Source organism: Flavobacterium sp. EDS, from assembly GCF_020991525.1.
Lineage (GTDB): Bacteria > Bacteroidota > Bacteroidia > Flavobacteriales > Flavobacteriaceae > Flavobacterium.
This window is the reverse complement of record NZ_JAJMOZ010000004.1, coordinates 199,197-222,418: the sequence shown is the minus strand read 5'-3', so window position 1 is coordinate 222,418 and position 23,222 is coordinate 199,197. Positions and strand designations below refer to the sequence as shown.

Genomic DNA, 23,222 nt, shown 5'->3' with positions numbered 1-23,222 from the left:
TTTTATAATTTAGCTTTAGTTTCTGTTTGCAAGTGCATCTTGTTTCCAGTTTTTAACAGAAGCAACGCGACTATCAGAATAATCTACTTCACTAAGATTAGATCCATTCCAGAAAAACCATTTCCCTGTTTTTTCTCCATTCGCATATAATCCTGTAGATTTTTTATTTCCATTTTCATCAAATGCAACCCAGACACCATCTAATTTACCGTCTTTAAAAAAACCTTCTTGCTGAACTTTACCATTGTCATAGTAATAAGTAGCTTTTACTTTTTGTCCAACAGCTTCTAAAACTGGTTTAGTTTCTTGTGCAACTAAAATTCCAGAGAACAATATTGCAACTAAAATCACACACTTTTTCATATCTTTAGTTATTAATGTTTTAAAATCTATAAACAAATATAACTAATACTTTACATTAAAAAAACTTTTACTTAACAATTTGGTAACATTGGAGAAAAGCTTAACATTGGAAATTGAAAGTGTGTCTAAAATCAATACCATTCAATGTATCAACACATTACAAATTAATACGATTTTTAATTCAATAATTTATCAAGAGTAACATGTAAATCTGGTGACGAAGGTCTCGGAGCATCGGCACTAACAATATTTCCCGATGGATCAATTAAGATAAATCTAGGAATTCCTGTTACCCCATAACTAACTACAAAATCAGATTCCCAATCCTTGTCAGCAAATAGTTGAACTCCACCTAAGTTTTTATCACTTACAAACTTTTTCCATTTTTCGTAATCCTTAAGTTTATCAATTGATATACTTACAAATTCGATATTTTTACCATGATACTTTTCTTCTGTTTTTTGCAAGAAAGGAATTTCGGCTCTACAAGGTGCACACCAAGTTGCCCAAAGGTCGATATAAACATATTTTCCTTTTAAATCAGAAAGTTTGGTTTTACCTCCTTTATAGTTTTCAAAATCAAAAGCTGGAGAAGCAGTACCATTCAATTTTTTCATTTTAGCCGTGCTCTCGTATGATTTTTCAGCATAAGCTTTAGACTTTTCTAATGACTTTTTTACTGACTCTTTAAATTCAGGATCAAAATCACCTTTTTCAATACTTTCCACATCGGCTTTTATCTTTGCTCCCAAAAGGTTAGCAAATTCTACAGCTTCTTTAGAAAAAGCCTCTTCTTCAAATTTTTCATCTCTTAAAGCTACCTGAGCTAAAAAATTACTTTCATTACTACCTTTTCCTTTGTAAACAATAGTCTCATCAAATTGTTTAGCGTCCATCGTTAAATTAATATCAGAACCTGGTTTTAAGTAAAGACTAGATGCCTCAGTCCCATCTGTAAATTGGTAAAATCCTTTTGGCGCATCAAATGTTGCAACAAAAGTTTCTTTTTTATCAATAGGAATCACTTGCTTAAAATTATTAGCGCCTCTAATTACAAGGGTATCGCTATTTCTATTATTGATTTTAGCAGTGAATTTAATTTTGCTTGCGTTGCCCTGTGCAAAAGTTACACCGACTGAGAATAACAGCAAAAAAGTTAATTTTTTCATATATATATAATTTGTTTAGTTGGAGTAAAAATAAACATTTAAATAAATCAAAATAAAAAATAATTAAGAAGAACAGCATTAAACATTAGAAAACTAGACTTATTTAATTTTTGTGTTTACTTTTGCAATCTAAAATTTGGATCATGTATAGAAGTCATAATTGTGGCGAATTAAACGCCTCACACATTAATACAGAAGTTACACTAGCGGGATGGGTTCAGAAATCGCGTGATAAGGGATTTATGAATTGGGTTGATTTACGCGACCGTTATGGAATTACACAACTTATTTTCGACGAAAGCCGTAGCAATAAAACCGTTTTCGAAGCAGCAAAAACACTTGGAAGAGAATTTGTAATTCAGGTAAAAGGAACAGTTATTGAGCGTGAAGCCAAAAACAAAAACATTCCAACTGGTGAGATCGAAATTTTAGTTACTGAATTAACAATTCTAAACGCAGCTTTAACTCCTCCATTTACGATAGAAGACGAAACTGATGGTGGTGAAGATATCCGAATGAAATATCGTTACCTTGACATTCGTCGTAATCCAGTAAAAAACAGCTTACTGTTCCGTCATAAAGTGGCAATGGAAGTTCGTAAATATTTATCTGATTTGGATTTCTGCGAAGTTGAAACTCCTTACCTAATAAAATCGACTCCAGAAGGAGCAAGAGATTTCGTTGTACCAAGCCGTATGAACGAAGGACAATTTTATGCTTTACCACAATCACCACAAACTTTCAAACAATTATTGATGGTTGGTGGAATGGATAAATATTTCCAGATTGTAAAATGTTTCCGTGACGAAGATTTACGTGCTGACCGTCAGCCAGAGTTTACACAAATCGATTGCGAGATGGCATTTGTTGAACAAGAAGACATTTTAAATGTTTTTGAAGGACTGACTAGACATTTACTAAAAGAAATAAAAGGCATTGAAGTAGATAAATTCCCAAGAATTACTTACGACTATGCTATGAAAACATACGGAAATGACAAACCAGACATTCGTTTCGGAATGGAGTTTGGTGAGTTAAACGAATTTGCACAACACAAAGAATTCCCAGTATTCAATGCTGCTGAATTAGTTGTTGGAATTGCAGTTCCTGGCGCAGGAAATTATACTCGTAAAGAAATCGACGGATTAATTGACTGGGTAAAGCGTCCACAAGTAGGAGCATCAGGAATGGTGTATGCTAAATGTAATGACGATGGAACATTCAAATCATCTGTAGATAAATTCTATAACCAAGAAGACTTAACTAATTGGGCAAAAGCTACAGGAGCTAAACCTGGCGATATGATTTTTGTACTTTCGGGGCCAGCTAATAAAACACGTGGTCAATTAAGTGCTTTACGTATGGAATTAGCAACTCGTTTAGGATTGCGTAAACCAGAAGAATTTGCACCGCTATGGGTAGTTGATTTTCCTTTATTAGAATTAGACGAAGAAACGGGTCGTTACCATGCAATGCACCACCCATTTACATCGCCTAAACCAGAAGATATGAAGTTATTAGAAACTGAACCTGGAAAAGTTCGTGCTAATGCTTACGATATGGTCCTAAACGGTAATGAAATTGGTGGAGGGTCTATTCGTATTCACGATAAGGCAACACAACAATTAATGTTCAAATACCTTGGATTTACTGAAGATGAGGCAAAAGCACAATTCGGATTTTTGATGGATGCATTCCAATTTGGAGCTCCACCACACGGAGGATTGGCTTTCGGATTAGACAGATTAGTAGCCATACTAGGTGGACAAGAGACAATTAGAGATTTTATCGCATTCCCTAAAAACAATTCGGGTCGTGATGTAATGATCGATGCTCCTGCTGCAATAGATGCTTTACAATTAAAGGAATTACACATCAAAATTGACGCAATATAACGAGCGAATACACTGTAAATCAATATTTTTTATAAAAAATTAACAGTTTGTTGCCTTTTGTATTATTTTATATCTTACATTTGCCTCATTATAAATTATTATTACTATTACAATGCGTACAGGTACAGTTAAATTTTTCAATGAGTCTAAAGGTTACGGGTTCATTACAGACGAAGAAACAGGAAAAGACATTTTCGTTCATGCATCAGGAATCAACGCGGAAGAATTACGCGAAGGTGACAGAGTAAGCTACGAAGAAGAAGAAGGAAGAAAAGGTAAAGTTGCTGCTAAAGTTGCAGTAATCTAAGCATAAAAATATAGCAATTTATTTTTTTTGCCACCGAATGCTTAAAAGCGTTTCGATTAATTTCGAAACGCTTTTTTTTTACCTCTATTTCTTAAAAAAATCATAAAATTTGAAATCTTATTTATAATCAATAAAAATTACACTATTACTACATTTCAAAACCTACTTAAATCATTTTTTAACTTGTGATTTACATACTTGAAAGCTATCTTTGTGACTTATTTTTAAGCAAAAAAACCCTTAAATTATGCATTCAGATCAAGTAAATTATATTCCAATTTTAATGCAGCTTATTTTGGCTGTTGGTTTTGTTGTAGGAACCATCATTATTTCTGGAAAATTAGGTCCAAAAAGAAATTCCGCAATTAAAGACAAAAACTTCGAATGTGGTGTTGAGTCTATTGGTAATGCTCGTGTTCCATTTTCTGTAAAATATTTCTTAGTTGCTATTTTATTTGTCTTATTTGACGTTGAGGTAATTTTTCTTTACCCATGGGCAGCAAACTTTAAAGAACTAGGTATTGAGGGAATGCTAAAAATGCTAGTGTTCATGTCGCTTCTTTTGGTAGGTTTTTTCTACATCATCAAGAAGAAAGCACTAGAGTGGGAATAAAAAGAGACTTTAAATTTTACAATTAAGATTTAAACACCTCAAATTAATACAATTTGATTTAAAAAAATTGATTTCAATTTTTACGATTTCAAAAATCTAAAATCAGAAATCAGAAATCTATAATAAAAAATGAGCGATTCAAAGATAAACATGGCAGCCCCGCCAGAAGGAGTCACAGGAGAAGGTTTTTTTGCTACAAAACTTAACGATGTTGTAGGTTTAGCAAGAGCCAATTCATTATGGCCTTTACCATTTGCAACTTCTTGTTGTGGTATCGAGTTCATGGCTACAATGGCTTCACATTATGACATAGCACGATTTGGTTCTGAGCGTGTGAGTTTTTCTCCTCGCCAAGCTGATATGTTATTAGTAATGGGAACAATTTCTAAAAAGATGGGGCCTATTTTACGTGAAGTTTACGAACAAATGGCTGAACCACGTTGGGTTATTGCTGTAGGTGCTTGTGCATCCTCAGGAGGTATTTTTGACACGTATTCAGTTCTTCAAGGAATTGACAAAATAATACCAGTAGATGTTTACGTTCCTGGTTGCCCACCTAGACCAGAACAGATTCTTGATGGCGTATTAAAACTACAAGAATTAGTAAAGAGCGAGTCTGTAAGAAGACGTAGCTCTCCTGAATACCAAGAATTATTGGCTTCATATAACATTCAATAAATAAAATGGCTTTAGAGACAATAGAAATTCAAGATAAATTAATTGAAACATTTGGAGAAGATGTATTCAATTTCAATCAAGATAGAGACATTTTTTCATTAGAAGTTGCTTCTGATAAAATAACGGCTGTAATCCTTTTTTTGAAAAACGACCCAATATTGCGTTTTCAATTTTTAACTGATTTATGTGGTGTACACTACCCAGACAATGAAGTTGACCGCCAATTTGCAATAGTATATCACTTGCACAACTGGTATGAAAACAAAAGAATTAAAATAAAAGCTTTTATCAATGGCGAAAAACCAGAGATAAAAACAATATCTAATATCTTCTTAAGTTCAAACTGGATGGAAAGAGAGACCTATGATTTTTACGGTGTAAACTTCATTGGACATCCACAATTGAAACGTATTTTGAATATGGATGAGATGATATCATTTCCGATGCGTAAAGAATTCCCTATGGAAGACAGCGGAAGAACAGATAAAGACGATAGGTTCTTTGGAAGAACAATCACAAATTGCTAAGACAAAATCATATAATTTTTCACATTAAATAAATGTCAGAACTATTATTATCACCAGAGCATCGCTATGCTAAAATAATTGAACAGAAACTAAACGACGATGGTAGTGAACTTTCTGTTCTGAATCTTGGACCAACACACCCAGCTACACACGGTATTTTTCAAAATGTCTTGTTAATGGACGGTGAAAAAATTATCGATGCTGAGCCAACTATTGGTTACATCCACAGAGCTTTCGAAAAAATTGCCGAAAATCGTCCATTTTATCAAATTACACCTCTTACAGACCGAATGAACTATTGCTCCTCTCCTATCAACAATATGGGATGGTGGATGACTCTAGAAAAGCTTTTGGATATTGAAGTACCTAAACGTGTTCAATACTTAAGAGTAATCGTTATGGAATTGGCTAGAATTACGGATCATATTATCTGTAATTCAATTCTTGGTGTAGATACAGGTGCCTACACAGGTTTCCTTTATGTATTTCAATTTAGAGAAAAGGTATATGAAATATACGAAGAAATTTGTGGTGCTCGTTTAACCACAAATATGGGAAGAATTGGTGGTTTTGAAAGAGATTGGTCTCCAGAAGCTTTCAGAAAACTAGATGTCTTCTTAGAAGAATTTCCAGTTGCTTGGAAAGAATTCGAAAACTTATTCGAAAGAAACAGAATTTTCATCGACAGAACAGTTAATGTTGGACCTATATCTGCCGAACAAGCAATGGCTTACGGATTTACAGGACCAAACTTACGTGCTAGTGGTGTCGATTATGATGTGCGTGTTGCACAACCATATTCATCTTATGAAGATTTTGATTTTATAGTTCCTGTTGGAAAATCAGGAGATACATACGATCGTTTCTGCGTTCGTAATGCTGAAGTTTGGGAAAGTTTAAGCATCATCCGTCAAGCATTAGAAAAAATGCCAGAAGGAAATGTATACCATGCCGAAGTTCCAGATTACTACCTTCCTCCAAAAGAAGATGTATACACCAACATGGAATCACTAATATATCACTTTAAGATTGTTATGGGAGAAGTTCCTGTACCAGTTGCAGAAATATACCATCCTGTTGAAGGTGGAAATGGTGAATTAGGTTTTTACCTAGTTACCGACGGAAGTAGAACTCCATACAGATTACACTTCAGAAGACCTTGTTTTATATATTACCAAGCGTTTCCTGAAATGATTAAAGGAGCAATGCTATCAGATGCCATTGTAATATTATCAAGTTTAAATGTTATCGCTGGAGAGTTAGATGCTTAAAAGATTTCAGATTGTAGAATAACGATTTTTGATTTCAGATTTAAAATAAAATGGAAAGAACACATTACAAACAAGAAATAAACATGACCGAAGCATTGATGAACCGCATCAATGAACTAATCAGTCATTATCCTGAAGACAAAAGGAAATCGGCTTTATTGCCTGTTTTACACGAAGTACAAGATGCCCATGAAAATTGGCTGAGCATTGAACTTCAGGACAAGGTTGCCGAAATCTTACATATAAAACCAATTGAGGTTTATGAGGTAGTAACTTTTTACACCATGTACAACCAAAAGCCAATGGGTAAATACATGTTTGAATTTTGCCAAACTTCTTGTTGTTGTTTAAGTGGTGCCGAAAATTTAATGGATTATACATCTGAAAAATTGGGTATCAAAATGGGAGAAACTACTCCTGATGGTATGTTCAGCATTGCTGGTGTAGAATGTCTAGGTGCTTGTGGATACGCTCCAATGATGCAGTTAGGTGATTTCTACAAAGAAAAACTTACCGAAGAAAAAATTGATCAGTTAATCGCTGATTGCAAGGACAATAAAATAATATTACACGATAAATAATTATGTCACAAAAAATATTATTAGATAAAATCAATATTCCTGGTATTAAAACCTACGAAGTGTACCGCAAAAATGGTGGTTATGCTTCTGTAGAAAAAGCTTTAAAAACGCTTACACCAGACGAAGTTGTAGAAGAAGTAAAAAAATCAGGTCTTCGTGGTCGTGGTGGTGCAGGTTTCCCAGCAGGAATGAAGTGGAGTTTTATTGATAAAAAATCAGGAAAACCAAGACATTTAGTTTGCAACGCCGACGAATCTGAGCCAGGTACATTCAAGGATCGTTATTTGATGGAATACATTCCACACTTATTGATTGAAGGAATGATTACTTCAAGTTTTGCCTTAGGCGCTAACCTGTCATATATCTATATTCGTGGAGAATATATGTGGGTTTTCAAAATATTAGAAAGAGCCATTGCCGAAGCGAAAGCTGCTGGATTTTTGGGAAAAAACATATTAGGATCAGGATATGATCTAGAACTACACGTTCACTGTGGAGCTGGTGCTTATATTTGTGGAGAAGAAACTGCACTTATTGAGTCACTAGAAGGAAAAAGAGGAAATCCGCGTATTAAACCGCCATTCCCTGCTGTTTCTGGACTTTGGGCTAATCCTACCGTAGTAAACAATGTTGAAACTATTGCCACTGTGCCATGGATTATCAACAACTCTGGAGACGATTATGCCAAAATTGGTGTAGGTCGTTCTACTGGAACTAAATTAATCTCAGCTTCTGGACACGTTAAAAACCCTGGAGTTTATGAAATTGAACTAGGTTTAAGCGTTGATGAATTCATGAATTCAGATGAGTACCTAGGCGGAATGTCTTCTAGCAGACCTTTAAAAGCGTTTGTACCAGGGGGGTCTTCTGTGCCAATTTTACCAGCCGAATTAATTTTTAAAACTGCAAATGGTGAAGATCGTTTAATGACTTACGAATCTTTAAGTGATGGTGGTTTTGCTACTGGATCGATGCTAGGTTCTGGAGGATTTATTGTTTACAACGATACTGCTTGTATTGTAAGAAATACATGGAACTTTGCACGTTTTTACCACCACGAATCTTGCGGACAATGTACTCCTTGCCGTGAAGGAACAGGATGGTTAGAAAAAATATTATGGAGAATCGAAAACGGTCAAGGCCGTGAAGAGGATATCGAATTATTATGGAGCATTCAGAGTAAAATCGAAGGAAACACGATTTGCCCACTTGGAGATGCTGCATCTTGGCCTGTAGCAGCAGCAATTCGCCATTTTAGAGATGAATTTGAATACCACGTTCGTTTCCCAGAAAAGATAAAAAATAGAGAGCATTTTGTTGCTGAGCCTTTTTCACAAGTGAAACATTTGGTAGGCGGTAAAGTAATCGTATAAATACAGTTTTCAAATTACAGAAAACAAAACATTAAGATTAAAGTATTCAAACAACTTGAAACTTTAAACCTGAAACAAAATTTGATTATGAAAGTAACCATAGACGGTCAAAGTATAGACGTAGAGCCAGGAACAACAATCCTACAGGCTGCACGTATGATTGGTGGAGATTTAGTTCCGCCAGCCATGTGCTATTACTCAAAATTAAAAGGTAGCGGAGGAAAATGCCGTTGTTGTTTAGTTGAAGTATCGAAAGGTAGTGAAGCTGATCCAAGACCAATGCCAAAATTAATGGCATCTTGTGTAACAGGATGTATGGATGGTATGGAAGTAAACAGCAAATCTTCTGATAGAGTAACTGAAGCACGTAAATCAGTAACAGAATTTTTATTGATTAACCACCCTTTAGATTGCCCTATTTGTGATCAGGCGGGTGAATGTGACCTTCAAAACTTAAGCTTTGAGCACGGAAATCCAAAGTCCCGTTTTATCGAAGAGAAAAGAACTTTTGAACCAGAAGATATCGGTCCGCATATTCAGTTACATATGAACCGTTGCATCTTATGTCAGAGATGCGTACAAGTAGCAGATCAATTAACAGATAATAGAGTTCATGGTGTATTAGATCGTGGTGACCACGCTAATATTTCAACTGGTATCTCTAAAGCAATCGACAATGAGTTTTCTGGAAATATGATTGATGTATGTCCAGTTGGAGCTTTAACTGATAAAACATTCCGATTTAAATCGAGAGTTTGGTTTAATAAGCCTTTTAACGCTCACAGAGAATGTACTACGCCTGGATGTTGCGGAAAAACAACTGTATGGATGTTTGGAGGCGAAATACAACGTGTTACTGGCCGTAAAGACATATACCATGAAGTTGAAGAGTTTATTTGTAACAGTTGTCGTTTTGACCACAAAAACGTTGCAGATTGGACTATTGAAGGGCCAAGAGAATTTGAAAAAGATTCGGTTATCAATCAAAACAACTACACTCGTAAATTAGAAAAAGTTGAAATCGCTACTGAAGATATTATTCTTTTAGGTAGAGAACAAGACCGTAAAAAAATTAGTATGGCACAAATTCCATTAACCAATAACGACAAAATATCTTAGAAATGGATAGTACATTTATTATAGAAAAAAGTGTTGTAATTCTTGTGGTATTTGCTGTAACCATGCTTATGGCGATGTATTCTACTTGGGCTGAACGTAAAGTTGCTGCTTATTTACAAGACCGTGTTGGTCCTAACCGTGCTGGTTGGGGCGGATTATTACAACCACTTGCGGATGGAATGAAGTTATTCTCTAAAGAAGAGTTTTTCCCGAATACTCCAAATAAATTTTTATTTGTTATAGGTCCAGCAATCGCAATGAGTACTGCTTTAATGACAAGTGCTGTTATTCCTTGGGGAGACAAATTACACTTGTTTGGAAGAGATATTTTATTACAAGCTACTGATATTAACATTGGTTTATTATACTTCTTTGGTGTTGTTTCTGTTGGAGTTTATGGTATCATGATTGGTGGATGGGCATCTAACAGTAAATTCTCTTTAATGGGAGCTGTTCGTGCTGCTTCGCAAATGGTTTCATATGAAGTTGCAATGGGGTTATCTATGATCGCATTGTTAATGATGACTGGAACCCTAAGTTTGAGAGAAATCTCTATGCAACAAGAGGGAATGAACTGGAACGTATTTTACCAACCTTTATCTTTCTTGATTTTCCTTATCTGTTCTTTTGCTGAAACTAACAGAACTCCTTTTGATTTAGCGGAGTGTGAAAATGAATTAATTGGTGGATACCATATGGAATATTCGTCGATGAAAATGGGATTCTATTTATTTGCTGAATATGCGAATATGTTTATCTCTGCTACTATAATCTCAGTATTGTTCTTTGGAGGATATAACTATCCTGGAATGGAATGGATGGTAGAGAATGCAGGAGTTAATCCGGCAAACGTTTTAGGAATGGTTGTTTTATTTGCTAAAATATGCTTTTTCATATTTTTCTATATGTGGGTTCGTTGGACTGTTCCAAGATTCAGATATGACCAATTGATGCATTTAGGATGGAAGATATTAATTCCGCTTTCTATCATCAATATTATGATTACAGGTGTTGTAATGTTAAGAGGTGAAATTGCAGCTTATTTAGGGTTTTAATAAACGAAAACTCCTAGCCCTGATAGAAGTGAAAATCCTTTGGTGTTTTGCTACCAAAACAGTAAAGATTGCAACGAATAGCAGGATTAGCTTCAGATAAAAAATAAAAGAAATAAATTTTTGAATTTGGTTTTGGAATCAAAATCGTAAATGATAAATTAAAATGTCAATAGAAACTATATCATTATCGGGTAGAAAAAAGGTAGTCTCAAATAAAGAGATGACTTTTATTGAGCGATTGTATCTTGTAGCGATTGCTAAAGGATTGTTCATTACAATCAAACATATGTTCAAACGTAAACCTACAATTCATTACCCAGAACAAGTTCGTGAGCGTAGTGATGTTTACCGCGGACAGCATATGCTAAAACGTGATGAGCAAGGTCGCGAAAACTGTACTGCTTGTGGATTATGTGCTTTATCTTGCCCTGCTGAGGCTATCACTATGAAAGCTGAAGAGCGCAAACCAGATGAAAAACATTTGTACAGAGAAGAAAAATATGCTTCGATATATGAGATTAATATGTTGCGTTGTATTTTTTGTGGATTGTGTGAAGAGGCTTGTCCTAAAGATGCAATTTACCTAACTACTTCAAAAGTATTGGTTCCTTCTAGCTATAACAGAGAAGATTTTATTTTTGGAAAAGACAAATTAGTGATGCCATTAGAAATGGCTATGAAAAACGCACAACTTAAAAACGCTAATTAATGATACATATACCTGATTTTGCTAATGCAAATGCAATACAAATTACTTTTTGTATTTTAGCTTTCATAACAGTGATTACCGCATTCTTAACGATTTTTAGTCGTACACCTATTCATAGCGCTATTTATTTAGTGATTTGCTTTTTCTCGATTGCGGGTCATTACTTACTATTAAATGCTCAGTTTCTAGCAATAGTTCACATTATAGTCTATTCTGGAGCCATAATGATCTTATTCCTGTTTACGATAATGTTGATGAACCTGAACGAGAAAAACGAAGTACATAAACCTCGAATTACACGTTTGGGAGCAATAGTTTCTTTCTGTTTAATTTGTGTTGTATTAATTGCAATATTTATTAATTCAAAACCAATTGTTGGAGAATACGACTCGACAGGAGAAGATTTCCAATCGATTAAAGTATTGGGTAAAATACTATTGAACGAATATATGGTTCCTTTTGAATTTGCTTCTATTTTACTTTTAGTTGCTATGATTGGAGCTGTGTTATTGTCTAAAAAAGAAAAATCGAAAAATAATGAATAATATTTTAAATCAAATAGGTATCGAAAACTACATATTTTTAAGTGTAGTCCTTTTTTGTGTAGGTATATTTGGTGTTTTATACAGACGTAATGCGATTATCGTTTTCATGTCTATTGAAATCATGCTTAATGCAGTAAACTTATTATTTGTCGCTTTCTCTACTTATCACCAAGATGCACAAGGACAAGTATTCGTATTTTTCTCGATGGCAGTTGCTGCAGCTGAAGTAGCAGTTGGATTGGCAATTTTAGTATCGATATTTAGAAACATACATTCAATTAGTATCGATAATTTAAAAAATTTAAAAGGATAAATGGCAATGGATACCAATTTAGCTTTAGTTTTAGTATTAGCTCCTTTTTTAGGATTTTTAATCAATGTTTTCTTTGGAAAAAGTTTAGGAAAGACAGTTTCTGGGGCTATAGGAACTCTTTCTGTAGTTGTTTCATTTGCTGTGTCTATTTATTTTTTCCTTCAAATAAATCAAACTCAACAACCTATCAGCATTTCTTTATTTGAATGGATTCAGATAAGTAATTTTAAAGTTGATTTAGGTTTCTTATTAGATCAATTGTCATTGCTTTGGTTACTTTTTGTAACTGGTATTGGTTCTTTGATTCACCTATACTCTATCAGCTATATGCATGATGATGAAAAAATGCACCAGTTTTTTGCTTACTTAAACCTGTTTGTATTTTTCATGATTACGCTTGTTGTTGGAAGTAACTTATTAGTATTATTTATTGGTTGGGAAGGTGTAGGACTTTGTTCTTACTTACTAATCGGTTTCTGGTATAAAAACCAAGACTATAATGATGCTGCAAAAAAGGCTTTCATCATGAACAGAATTGGAGATTTAGGATTACTAGTTGGTATTTTTATCATCGGTTCTATGTTCTCTACTTTAGATTATGCAACTTTAAAAACTGCAATCGCTAGTGCTACAGATTTAAACATCTATATGCTTTCTGCAGCAGCATTCTGTTTGTTTATTGGTGCTTGTGGAAAATCGGCTCAAATCCCATTATATACATGGTTGCCTGATGCGATGGCTGGACCAACTCCAGTTTCTGCATTAATTCACGCGGCTACGATGGTAACAGCTGGTATCTTTATGATTACCCGATTAAACTTTGTTTTTGATTTAACTCCAGATGTGCAAAGCTTAATTGCTGTTATTGGAGCAATAACTTCATTAGTTGCTGCAACAATCGGTTTGGTTCAAAATGATATTAAAAAAGTATTGGCTTACTCTACTGTTTCGCAATTAGGATTAATGTTCTTAGCATTAGGATTAGGTGCTTACGAAGTAGCCGTTTTTCACGTTATAACACACGCTTTCTTTAAAGCTTGTTTATTCTTGGGTTCTGGTTCTGTAATTCACGCTTTACACGGTGAACAAGATATGCGTAAAATGGGTGGATTGCGTAAAGCAATGCCAATTACTTTTATTACAATGCTTGTTTCATCATTGGCAATATCGGGAGTTCCATTGTTTTCTGGATTCTTCTCTAAAGATGAAATATTACTGACTGCATTTGATAAAAGCATTCCACTTTATGTTATTGCATCAGTTGCATCTATCATGACTGCTTTTTATATGTTTAGATTAATGTTCTTAACTTTCTTTAAAGATTTTAGAGGAACAGAGCACCAAAAAAGTCATTTACATGAAAGTCCTGCTTTGATTACTTTTCCACTAATCATTTTAGCAATCTTAGCTACTTTTGGTGGATTGATAAGCTTGCCTGGAAATAGCTGGTTGAATACTTATTTAGCACCTCTTTTTACAAAAGTAGCTGGCGAAGCTCATCATTTAGGAACTACTGAATACACTTTAATGGGTGTTGCAGTTCTTGGTGGTTTAGTTGGAATTTTTATTGCCTACTTAAAATACATCAAACAAAATAATGTTCCTGGTGAAGATGAGTCTATAACTGGAGTTACAAAAGTATTATACAACAAATATTATGTTGATGAACTTTATGACTTTCTATTTGTACGCTCTATTAATGGATTATCTAAATTCTTTAGAGATTATGTTGAAACAAGTTTATCAGCACTTGTTTTCGGATTAGGAAAAGTAACCAATGAGATAAGTTATCAAGGTAGAAGATTACAGAATGGAAGTATCGGATTGTATTTATTCGCTTTTGTTTTGGGTATGTGTGCCATTGTTTCTTATATATTTTTAGCTTAATAATTTAATAACTATGAACGTTTCTCTTATATTAATTATACTTTTAATTGGTGCATTTGTCACTTATTTTGTGGGTGATAAACTAGCTTCAAAAGTAGCCCTGTTCTTTAGTTTGGCCGCTTTAGGTTGTTCGATTGTTTTATTAAATCATTATAATCTTGGCGAAAGCATTGATTATATTAGCCAATGGATTATTCAGCCTAAAATTTCATTTGTATTAAATGCAGATGGATTGGCTATTGCAATGTTATTATTAACAACTGCGTTAACACCAATAATCATACTCTCTTCTTTTGGTAATTCATATCCAAATGCAAAAGGATTCTATGCCTTAATCTTATTCATGGCATTTGCAATGGTGGGGACTTTCCTAGCAGCAGATGGTTTGTTATATTATATTTTCTGGGAATTATCATTAATCCCTATTTATTTCATTGCCTTAATTTGGGGTAATGGTGATACTGAAGAACGCAGAAAAGCGGTAGTTAAATTCTTTATCTACACTCTTGCTGGTTCATTATTTATGCTTGTGGCATTTGTTTATTTATATACAAAAGCAGGTAGCTTCTTATTGACTGATTTATATGAACTGGATTTAACTGCAACTGAGCAACTTTGGATTTTCTTAGCTTTCTTCTTAGCATATGCTATTAAGATTCCACTTATTCCATTTCATACTTGGCAAGCAAGTGTGTACCAAAAAGCACCTACTGCAGGAACTATGCTTTTATCTGGTATCATGCTTAAAATGGGACTATACAGCATCATTCGTTGGCAATTGCCAATTGCTCCACTTCCTGCAAAAGAATACATGTCTATATTCATCGGATTAGGTATTGCTGGAGTAATATATGGATCGATTGTAGCATTAAGACAAAAAGACTTAAAAAAATTACTTGCATATTCTTCATTAGCACACGTTGGGCTAATTGCTGCAGGTACTTATACATTAACTGCTGATGGTTTAAGCGGATCTGTTTTACAAATGATTGCTCACGGTTTTGTAGTCGTTGGTTTATTCTTAGCTGCCGAAATCATTTTTAGAAGATACGAAACTAGAGTTATTTCTGAAATGGGTGGAATTCGTTACCAATCGCCTAAGTTCACTTCGATGTTCTTAATTTTGGTATTGGCATCGGTAGCACTACCATCTACATTTAACTTCGTTGGAGAATTCACAGTATTATATAGCCTTTCTCAAATTAATATTTGGTTTGCCGTTTTAGGTGGAACAACAATTATATTAGGAGCTTACTATATGCTTAAAATGTTCCAACATGCAATGTTAGGCGAAACAAATACGAAACCTTTTGCTGATGTATCTATCTCTGAAGGAATTTCACTTGTAGCAATTATAGCTGTATTATTCTTTTTTGGATTATATCCAAAACCAATTACAGATTTGATTACTCCAAGTTTAGATATAATTTTAAAAGTTATACATAGAAATTAAATTTTTAGAATAAAGTGTAATTATTTTTGACTTCAGTTTATCTGATTCTTAAAAACTTACACTGCTAAAGAATAAATAACATATTTTTAAATAAATAAATTAGGGCATCATTAGTTTTAGATTTCCTATATCAAAAAAACAAAAATGAATACATTAATAGCTATCATAGGATTGGGTGTTTTTTGCCTACTGTTTGAAATTCTTAATTTAAGAAAAGCCATTATACCAGTAACTATAATTGGTTTATTAGGCGTTTTGGCAATAAACTATTCAGAATTTGGTTTAACTGAAAGTTACTACAATAACATGATTTCGGTGAGTAAATACTCTACGTCGTTTTCATCTTTGTTTATTGTTTTAACGATTTTCTTAGTGGCTTTAAGTCATAACTTCTACGAAGATCACCAAACGAAGATATCTGATTTTGTATCTATCAAAATATTCTTATTGGCAGGAGCTGTAGCAATGGTTTCTTTTGGAAACTTAGCTATGTTCTTTTTAGGAATCGAAGTATTATCTATTGCTCTATACGTTTTAGCAGCAAGTGACAGAATGAAAATAAAAAGTAATGAAGCTGGAATGAAATATTTCTTAATGGGTTCATTTGCATCTGGAATTATCTTATTCGGAATCTGTTTGATTTACGGAGCTATGGGAAGTTTTGATGTAATTGAAATTAGTGAATTATCTCAATCTGCTGAATTGCCTATTTGGTTTCCAATTGGTATTGTTTTACTAACTGTTGGTATGTTGTTTAAAGTTGCTGCTGTTCCATTTCACTTTTGGGCTCCAGACGTTTACGAAGGTTCTCCTGCACTAACAACTGCTTTAATGAGCACTTTGGCTAAAGTTGTTGCTATTGCTACTTTATACAAACTATTAACGATACTAAATGCTGAGCTTTCTGAAAGTTATGTTATCGTGATTGTAATCGTTTCAATGTTGTCTATGACAGTTGGTAACATTATGGCATTGCGTCAAGTTAACGTAAAACGTATGCTTGCCTATTCAGGTATTTCGCATGCAGGTTTCATGTTAATGACATTATTAACCTTAGCTACATCAGCAGGAACTCTTTTATATTACACAACTGCTTATGCATTAGCTGGAATAGCAGCTTTTAGCGTAATATTATATGTTTGCAAAAACCAAGATAACGAGGATATCACAAATTTCCATGGTTTAGGAAAAACGAATCCATTATTAGCAGCAATCCTTACGGCTTCGCTTTTATCTATGGCTGGTATTCCAATTTTTGCAGGATTCTTTGCTAAGTTATTCTTGTTCAATCAAGCATTACAAGCAGGATACCTAGCATTAGTAATTGTTGCAGTAATTAACTCTATCATAAGTGTTGGTTATTATTTCAAATTAATATTAGCAATGTACACTAAAGAGCCTAACGAAGCTCGTACTGGAACTCCAGTTGTTATATATGCAGTTGCAATAATTTCGATCGTATTAAACATCATTATTGGATTATTCCCTTCATTAGTATTAGATCTTTTGAACTAGATAATATCATAGAAAAATACAAGCCATCAAGTTTTAAACTTGGTGGCTTTTTTATTTAGACCATTTATTAAAATATGAATTTTAGTTATTTTTCTTAAATGAACTTAAATGATTTACATGATTTCATATTTTATAGTCAACTTTAATAGCATAGTTTTTTTTAAGACTATACAGAATGAATTGCCTCCTGCTTTAGCTGGAGGTTAAATGAATTGATAATAAATCTGGCTTTAGCCAAAAGAATACTGAGATTTGGCTAAAGCCAATACTAGACTTACCTAATATTCCTCCAGCTAAAGCTGGAGGCAACGCATAAATAAAATGTATTCAGTAAATTTTCTCGCAAAGAGGCCAAGGCGCAAAGTTTATATCTAAATTGCTTAGTGGCTTTGTTACTTAGCGTGACAAACATTCAGTATAGCATTAAAGGGGACTTTCCTAACTTAACAGCATTTTGATTTGATTGAAATCAATTGAAAATTAAAATCATCAATTTTGAAATATTAATAATCTTCCAAACTATTATGCCTTGCAACTTTATAAAACTACATTTTATTTAAAACCCCCAACCATTTCAGAAGCCTCTTGGCATAAAAGAGGAATAATTCAAGTGTTAAAATATTTATAGGGATTAGAGCAAATATCAAAATATGCGTTATATTTGGTACGTTTTAAAATCTAAATCTATTATGGCTTTCAACTCAAACAATCCGTTTTTAAGTAATAAACGTTTTTCTCCAACTTCGGTTGCAGCAAAAAGTGAGAATCCTCATCAGGCAACAATTATCGATTATGGTAATGAAATGACACTATCTGGTACTATCAATAAAACTCTTATTTTATTTTTATTGCTTACAGCTACTGCAATGATAACTTGGTGGATGTCTTTTAACGGAATCAACCCTATGCTTCCTACAATTGGTGGAGCAATCATTGGATTAATTTTAGTTGTTGTTGCAGCATTCAAACCGCAACTTTCTCCTTACTTAGCTCCAGGCTATGCTTTGTTTGAAGGTTTATTTATTGGTGGAATATCTGCAATCTTTGAAGCAATGTATCCAGGAATCGTAATACAAGCTGTTGGTGCAACATTCGTAACATTCATGGTTTGTTTAGGTTTATATAAATACAAAATTGTAAAAGTAACTGAGCAATTCAAATCGGTTGTTATGGCAGCTACCTTGGCAATTGCAACTTATTACCTAATCTCTTGGTTAGTTTCAATGTTTACAAGCTTTACTCCTGTTCATCATGGTAGCTCTATGATGAGTATTGGTATTAGTGTTTTTGTAATCGTTATTGCTGCTTTAAACCTGTTCTTGGATTTTGATAGAATAGAAGAAGGTGTTAAAGAAAAAATGCCAAAGTTTATGGAATGGTACGGTGCAATGGGATTAATGATTACTCTTGTTTGGCTGTATATTGAATTCTTAAGATTGCTATCTAAACTAAATAGTAGAGACTAATCGTTTCAAATAATTATATACAAAAAGCCTTTTTGAAAATCAAAAAGGCTTTTTTATTAGGCTGCTTTTTCAAAAGCAATAAAATGTGTCAACTTTCCTTTTAAGTTAAAAACTGGAAATGCATTTATTGTACAGAAATAGGTCTCCCCATTTTTCTTATAATTCAAAATAGTCTTTTCGAAAATTTCATGAGATTTTATAGCTAATCTAATTTCCTCTCTAACAACGGAAGAAGTTTCAGGTCCTTGAAACATTTTTGGCGATTTACCCACAACTTCATCTTCTCTATAACCTGTCATATTAAAAATACGATTGGAAGCAAAAACAATCTTCAACTTCAAATCTGTAACTACTACAACTTCCTCTTTCAATCTTTCTAAAACATTAAATTCGGAATCATCCCAGTGAAATCTATTTGCAATATAAAGTACCTTTTGCCAATCTGAATAATTACTTTTTAAATCATTTAAAGACACATGATGAAAATCCCATGAAATCACTGGGACAACATTGCAATTCATCTCTTGATGATATTTTGCAATTGCGGCATCGTAAGCATCTAAATCATACATAAATTAAAATTTTATTCAAAGATAAATTGAAAACAGCACTAATCATGATACTTATTACTCATTTAACGCATGTTTAAGCAATTTAAAAGCTAAACTTAAGCTAAACAACGATAGCTTACTTAACTTCAATATTAAGACTGCTTAATAAAATCCCTAATAACAGAGCAGATTATAATCCTGCTTTCAAAGCTTGATCAAACGAAAACCCATTAACAACACACTTTGGTAAATGCTCTCTGAGCTGTCTTAATTCTTTTTGGTTGGCTTTGATGTTTAAATGCTTAAGTTTTTTGAGTTTCGGTAGGTTTGCTATTGTTCTCTTGAGCTTTATAGCATTCGTTACTGCTAAGTCTAAAGTTACAATGGGGATGTCCTCGTTTAAAAAATCTAATTCAGGTAGATTTTTATTGTCAGAAAGGGAGAGTATTCGTAGTTCACTCAAGCTCTCAATAAATTGGAGGTCGATATGATTTGTACAATTACGCAGAGATAGAATTTTGATTTTTTTGAGTAATTCAATATTGTCTATGCACTCTAGCTTAGGTGTATGGCTTATATCTAGCGCTTCAAAAAGCAAGTTGTTTGGCAAGATAATTTTCTGGGCTTTTCTTGCAATGTGTATTTCTAGTTTTATTAGTTTTTTGTTTAGCGCTGAGAAATCCAAAACACTACTGCTATCCTGGGAAATAGAAAGTCCACTGTAAATGTCGCTTATTCCGGCTCTCTTTATTTGATTCTCAAAACACCCTCCAGAAAAAATATTTTCACCAGAGCTCTCAATATATTTTCTTTTAATTATCAATCCAAGTGAATCTATCTCATTGATGGATAAGTTTTCACTTAAGAAAACATCTTCAATTTCACTGAGGCTCTGAATTTCAGGAATGTCGCTAAGCCAAACTTCTGTTTCATCAACACCAAACCCTACAGGGGCACTCCGTAACTTCTCAAATAAATATTCAGTATTCATAATTTACTTTTAAATTAAAAAAAGTGATTTTTTTATGTTTTTTTTAAATAACAAAAACAATATCACAACCATCCCAAATTTAAGCAATTGCTTCAACTCGAAGATAAATCTAAAAGCCAAGTAATTATAACCATATTGAGCATTTAACACCTCTTTTTAAATCATTTAAAACTCAAACTTAAGCTGTACAACAATCGCTTTTTTTACTTCAGTATTAAGATTGCTTAATGAAATCCCTAATAAACGAACTGAATCTTTCATTCGTTCCTGATACAACAACTCTTTTACAGTTTCAAGAATCAAGTTTTTATCGGCTATGAAATAAGGGAGTGTTTTACTTCGAGTTTGTTGCGTAAAGTCGCTGTACTTTATTTTAAGAGTAACCGTTTTACCAGAAATCTTATGCTTCTGTAAACGTCGCTCTAAAGAAATTGCGATTCGTTCGAGTTGCTCCAACATGAATATTTCCGAAGAAAGGTTAACATCAAAAGTATGTTCTGCTGCCACCGACTTTGTTATTCTATTAGATTTCACCTCACTATTATGAACTCCACGCACAACATGATAATAAAAAGTCCCCGATTTTCCGAAATGTTTTTCTAAAAATTCTAAGCTTTTACTCTTTAAATCAGTCCCTGTAAAAACACCAAGTTGGTACATTTTTTCGGTAGTTACCTTCCCCACTCCATAAAACTTTCTAATTGGTAATTCTTCCAAAAAAGCAATCATCTCATCTGGATTTACCGTTTTTTGACCATTGGGCTTGTTGTAATCACTGGCAATTTTAGCTACAAATTTATTTACCGAAATTCCTGCTGAAGCTGTTAATCCAACTTCATTAAAAATTCGCAATCTAATTTCTTCAGCCAATAAACTCGCACTTGGATTTCCTTTTTTGTTAATTGTAACATCAAGATAAGCTTCGTCAAGCGAAAGTGGCTCAACTAAATCGGTATATTCATGAAAAATTTTATGAATTTTATTTGATATCTCTTTATATCGATCAAATCGTGGACGAACAAAGATAAGCTGTGGACAATTACGCTTAGCCTGCATACCACTTATTGCACTTCGAACACCAAATTTACGAGCCTCATAACTTGCTGCCGCCACAACACCACGATTCTCAGAACCGCCCACAGCAATAGGTTTCCCACGCAAATCTGGATTATCCATTTGCTCTACCGAGGCATAAAATGCATCCATATCAATATGGATAATTTTTCGATATGTAGGTACATCAGACATAGTACAAATTTAGATAGGAAACCAACAATAGAGAATAAAAAAGACATAAATATTTTTACTCATAAGTTAAATTTTTCATGCAAAACAGGCAGTAATAGATTTTGAAGATAATAACAAACATTAACAAGTGAATAAGCAAAAACCAAATGATTTTCTCCTATTTTTGTAAGTACATTACAAAACATTAAAATGAGAACATTCGTTATTGGAGACATACACGGTGGCTTAATTGCTTTGAAACAAGTACTCGAAAGGGCCTCTGTAACAAACAAAGACACCTTAATTTTCTTGGGTGATTATGTTGATGGTTGGAGTCAATCTCCTCAAGTAATTGATTTTTTAATTGAATTAAAACAAAACCAAAATTGTATTTGCATCCGAGGTAATCATGATGATTTACTTCAACAATGGATGAGAGACGGCAGAGACAATGAGTTATGGCATCATCATGGTGGTGAATCAACTGTTCTCGCTTACGAATCGATTAGTGATACACACAAACAGATACACGTTGCTTTTCTTGAGTCATTACAAGGTTATTATCTAGATTCAGAAAATAGATTATTTATTCATGCAGGTTTTACTAACTTAAGAGGTGTAACTTACGAATATTCATTTGAATCTTTTTTTTGGGATAGAACGCTGTGGGAAACTGCTATGGCATTAGATCCAAATATGGAAACAGATTCACTACTCTATCCAAAAAGATTAAAACTTTATAAAGAAATTTTTATTGGACACACCCCAGTTACAAGAATTCACGAAACTGTTCCTATACAAAAAGCCAATGTTTGGAATGTTGATACTGGTGCTGCATTTACAGGAAGACTAACAATTATGGATATTGACAGTAAAGAATACTGGCAAAGCGACCCTTTGAACGAATTGTATTTTGACGAAAAGGGTAGGAATTGATATATAAAGCCTTATTTTTGCAAAAAATAAATCCCTATATTTTATGAAAAAGATTATTACACTTGCGTTTTTATTCGTATTTGGTTTAACTCAAGCACAGCAAGCATTTAGCGGAAAAGGAGACACTAAAGTTAACATTGGTGCAAACATTCAAGATGGTGGTACTGGAATTCAAGGTTCTATAGATTTTGGTCTAGGAGAAAATTTTTCTGTTGGAATTGTAAGTAGCTATTTATTAGATGTAAAAGAATATAATGTATTTGACGGAACTTTAAAGCCAGCTTTTAAAGATCGTTTTGACGCAAAGGTTAGAATGAACGCAAACTTAGGAAGCGTGATAAATGTTGATGAAAAACTAGATGTTTACCCAGGTTTAAGCCTTGGATTAAGAAATTTTGGTGGCCATGTTGGTGGTCGTTATTTCTTTACAGATGGATTTGGAGTATTCACAGAACTTGGTTTTCCAATTGCTAAATATGGTAACAACGACAAAATATTTGATCACTTAAATAATCAATTTACTTTTAGCTTAGGTGCTTCTTTTAGTTTATAGAAAAAAGACATCTAATTTCAGCTAAATAGCTTAATCATATCCAAAAGACCATTTGAATTTTCAAATGGTCTTTTTTTTACTACAAACTTACTAGCTATCAATTATTTATTAAATACATTTGTATT

At 33.4% G+C, this 23,222-nt stretch carries 24 protein-coding genes; 19 read left to right on the top strand and 5 right to left on the bottom strand.

What is annotated here, in order from left to right; all coding sequences use genetic code 11:
- Nucleotides 1-15: 15 nt before the first annotated feature.
- Entirely contained in the window at nt 16-363 is a 348-nt protein-coding gene (locus LPB87_RS08170) for a membrane-binding protein (RefSeq protein WP_195736931.1), read from the bottom strand.
- Between the two features lie 176 nt (nt 364-539).
- Entirely contained in the window at nt 540-1,532 is a 993-nt protein-coding gene (locus LPB87_RS08165; RefSeq protein WP_230605624.1) for a TlpA disulfide reductase family protein, read from the bottom strand.
- A 143-nt stretch (nt 1,533-1,675) separates the two neighbouring features.
- Between LPB87_RS08165 and aspS the strand changes: the two genes are divergently transcribed.
- The 17 genes from aspS to LPB87_RS08080 all read left to right on the top strand — a co-directional run bounded on the left by aspS (nt 1,676) and on the right by LPB87_RS08080 (nt 18,839).
- Entirely contained in the window at nt 1,676-3,427 is a 1,752-nt protein-coding gene (aspS, locus tag LPB87_RS08160) for an aspartate--tRNA ligase (RefSeq protein ID WP_230605623.1), read from the top strand.
- A gap of 112 nt (nt 3,428-3,539) precedes the next feature.
- The gene (locus LPB87_RS08155) at nt 3,540-3,734 is read left to right on the top strand and encodes a cold shock domain-containing protein (RefSeq protein WP_007137066.1); all 195 of its coding nucleotides are present in this window, start codon (nt 3,540-3,542) and stop codon (nt 3,732-3,734) included.
- 247 nt (nt 3,735-3,981) lie between these two features.
- Nucleotides 3,982-4,347 carry an NADH-quinone oxidoreductase subunit A gene (locus LPB87_RS08150; protein WP_230605622.1) on the top strand — a complete coding sequence of 122 codons (366 nt, stop codon included), beginning with the start codon at nt 3,982-3,984 and terminating at the stop codon, nt 4,345-4,347.
- 129 nt (nt 4,348-4,476) lie between these two features.
- Complete coding sequence (locus tag LPB87_RS08145; RefSeq protein ID WP_230605621.1) at nt 4,477-5,025, top strand: NADH-quinone oxidoreductase subunit B; 549 nt, start codon at nt 4,477-4,479, stop codon at nt 5,023-5,025.
- A gap of 5 nt (nt 5,026-5,030) precedes the next feature.
- On the top strand, nt 5,031-5,552 hold the full coding sequence (locus tag LPB87_RS08140) for an NADH-quinone oxidoreductase subunit C (protein WP_230605620.1): 522 nt from the start codon (nt 5,031-5,033) through the stop codon (nt 5,550-5,552).
- Nucleotides 5,553-5,584: 32 nt separating this feature from the next.
- Entirely contained in the window at nt 5,585-6,823 is a 1,239-nt protein-coding gene (locus LPB87_RS08135) for an NADH-quinone oxidoreductase subunit D (protein ID WP_230605619.1), read from the top strand.
- A 50-nt stretch (nt 6,824-6,873) separates the two neighbouring features.
- On the top strand, nt 6,874-7,404 hold the full coding sequence (locus tag LPB87_RS08130) for an NAD(P)H-dependent oxidoreductase subunit E (protein ID WP_035618214.1): 531 nt from the start codon (nt 6,874-6,876) through the stop codon (nt 7,402-7,404).
- A 2-nt stretch (nt 7,405-7,406) separates the two neighbouring features.
- Nucleotides 7,407-8,777, top strand: coding sequence for an NADH-quinone oxidoreductase subunit NuoF (nuoF, locus tag LPB87_RS08125; protein ID WP_230605617.1), 1,371 nt, complete (start codon nt 7,407-7,409; stop codon nt 8,775-8,777).
- An 87-nt stretch (nt 8,778-8,864) separates the two neighbouring features.
- A complete protein-coding gene (locus tag LPB87_RS08120; RefSeq protein ID WP_230605616.1) occupies nt 8,865-9,896 on the top strand; it encodes a 2Fe-2S iron-sulfur cluster-binding protein in 1,032 nt (343 codons plus the stop codon).
- A gap of 2 nt (nt 9,897-9,898) precedes the next feature.
- Nucleotides 9,899-10,951: an NADH-quinone oxidoreductase subunit NuoH gene (nuoH, locus tag LPB87_RS08115; protein ID WP_230605614.1), complete on the top strand. Its 1,053-nt coding sequence runs from the start codon at nt 9,899-9,901 to the stop codon at nt 10,949-10,951.
- A 163-nt stretch (nt 10,952-11,114) separates the two neighbouring features.
- Nucleotides 11,115-11,660 carry an NADH-quinone oxidoreductase subunit I gene (locus tag LPB87_RS08110; RefSeq protein ID WP_230605612.1) on the top strand — a complete coding sequence of 182 codons (546 nt, stop codon included), beginning with the start codon at nt 11,115-11,117 and terminating at the stop codon, nt 11,658-11,660.
- A complete protein-coding gene (locus LPB87_RS08105) occupies nt 11,660-12,205 on the top strand; it encodes an NADH-quinone oxidoreductase subunit J (protein WP_129540145.1) in 546 nt (181 codons plus the stop codon). The genes LPB87_RS08110 and LPB87_RS08105 overlap by 1 nt, the downstream gene beginning before the upstream one ends.
- Nucleotides 12,198-12,518 (top strand): NADH-quinone oxidoreductase subunit NuoK, encoded by a 321-nt coding sequence (gene nuoK / locus LPB87_RS08100; protein WP_035618229.1) that lies wholly within the window; start codon nt 12,198-12,200, stop codon nt 12,516-12,518. The genes LPB87_RS08105 and nuoK overlap by 8 nt, the downstream gene beginning before the upstream one ends.
- A 6-nt stretch (nt 12,519-12,524) precedes the next feature.
- A complete protein-coding gene (gene nuoL / locus LPB87_RS08095; protein WP_230605611.1) occupies nt 12,525-14,405 on the top strand; it encodes an NADH-quinone oxidoreductase subunit L in 1,881 nt (626 codons plus the stop codon).
- 13 nt (nt 14,406-14,418) lie between these two features.
- Nucleotides 14,419-15,858, top strand: a complete 1,440-nt coding sequence (locus tag LPB87_RS08090) for an NADH-quinone oxidoreductase subunit M (RefSeq protein ID WP_230605610.1) — start codon at nt 14,419-14,421, stop codon at nt 15,856-15,858.
- A gap of 144 nt (nt 15,859-16,002) precedes the next feature.
- Nucleotides 16,003-17,373, top strand: coding sequence for an NADH-quinone oxidoreductase subunit N (locus tag LPB87_RS08085; RefSeq protein WP_230605609.1), 1,371 nt, complete (start codon nt 16,003-16,005; stop codon nt 17,371-17,373).
- A 689-nt stretch (nt 17,374-18,062) separates the two neighbouring features.
- On the top strand, nt 18,063-18,839 hold the full coding sequence (locus tag LPB87_RS08080) for a Bax inhibitor-1/YccA family protein (protein WP_129540149.1): 777 nt from the start codon (nt 18,063-18,065) through the stop codon (nt 18,837-18,839).
- A gap of 56 nt (nt 18,840-18,895) precedes the next feature.
- Here the strand turns inward: LPB87_RS08080 and LPB87_RS08075 are convergent, their stop codons facing one another.
- The 3 genes from LPB87_RS08075 to dinB all read right to left on the bottom strand — a co-directional run bounded on the left by LPB87_RS08075 (nt 18,896) and on the right by dinB (nt 21,629).
- Nucleotides 18,896-19,411, bottom strand: a complete 516-nt coding sequence (locus LPB87_RS08075) for a PAS domain-containing protein (RefSeq protein WP_230605608.1) — start codon at nt 19,409-19,411, stop codon at nt 18,896-18,898.
- A 169-nt stretch (nt 19,412-19,580) separates the two neighbouring features.
- Nucleotides 19,581-20,381, bottom strand: coding sequence for a hypothetical protein (locus tag LPB87_RS08070; protein ID WP_230605607.1), 801 nt, complete (start codon nt 20,379-20,381; stop codon nt 19,581-19,583).
- A gap of 165 nt (nt 20,382-20,546) precedes the next feature.
- Complete coding sequence (dinB, locus tag LPB87_RS08065; protein ID WP_230605606.1) at nt 20,547-21,629, bottom strand: DNA polymerase IV; 1,083 nt, start codon at nt 21,627-21,629, stop codon at nt 20,547-20,549.
- Between the two features lie 189 nt (nt 21,630-21,818).
- On the opposite strand from dinB, the gene LPB87_RS08060 reads away from it, so the two are divergent.
- Together LPB87_RS08060 and LPB87_RS08055 are read left to right on the top strand one after the other, a co-directional pair.
- Nucleotides 21,819-22,544 (top strand): metallophosphoesterase family protein, encoded by a 726-nt coding sequence (locus LPB87_RS08060; protein ID WP_129540153.1) that lies wholly within the window; start codon nt 21,819-21,821, stop codon nt 22,542-22,544.
- Nucleotides 22,545-22,587: 43 nt separating this feature from the next.
- Nucleotides 22,588-23,097 (top strand): DUF6646 family protein, encoded by a 510-nt coding sequence (locus LPB87_RS08055; RefSeq protein ID WP_129540154.1) that lies wholly within the window; start codon nt 22,588-22,590, stop codon nt 23,095-23,097.
- Nucleotides 23,098-23,222: the final 125 nt, after the last annotated feature.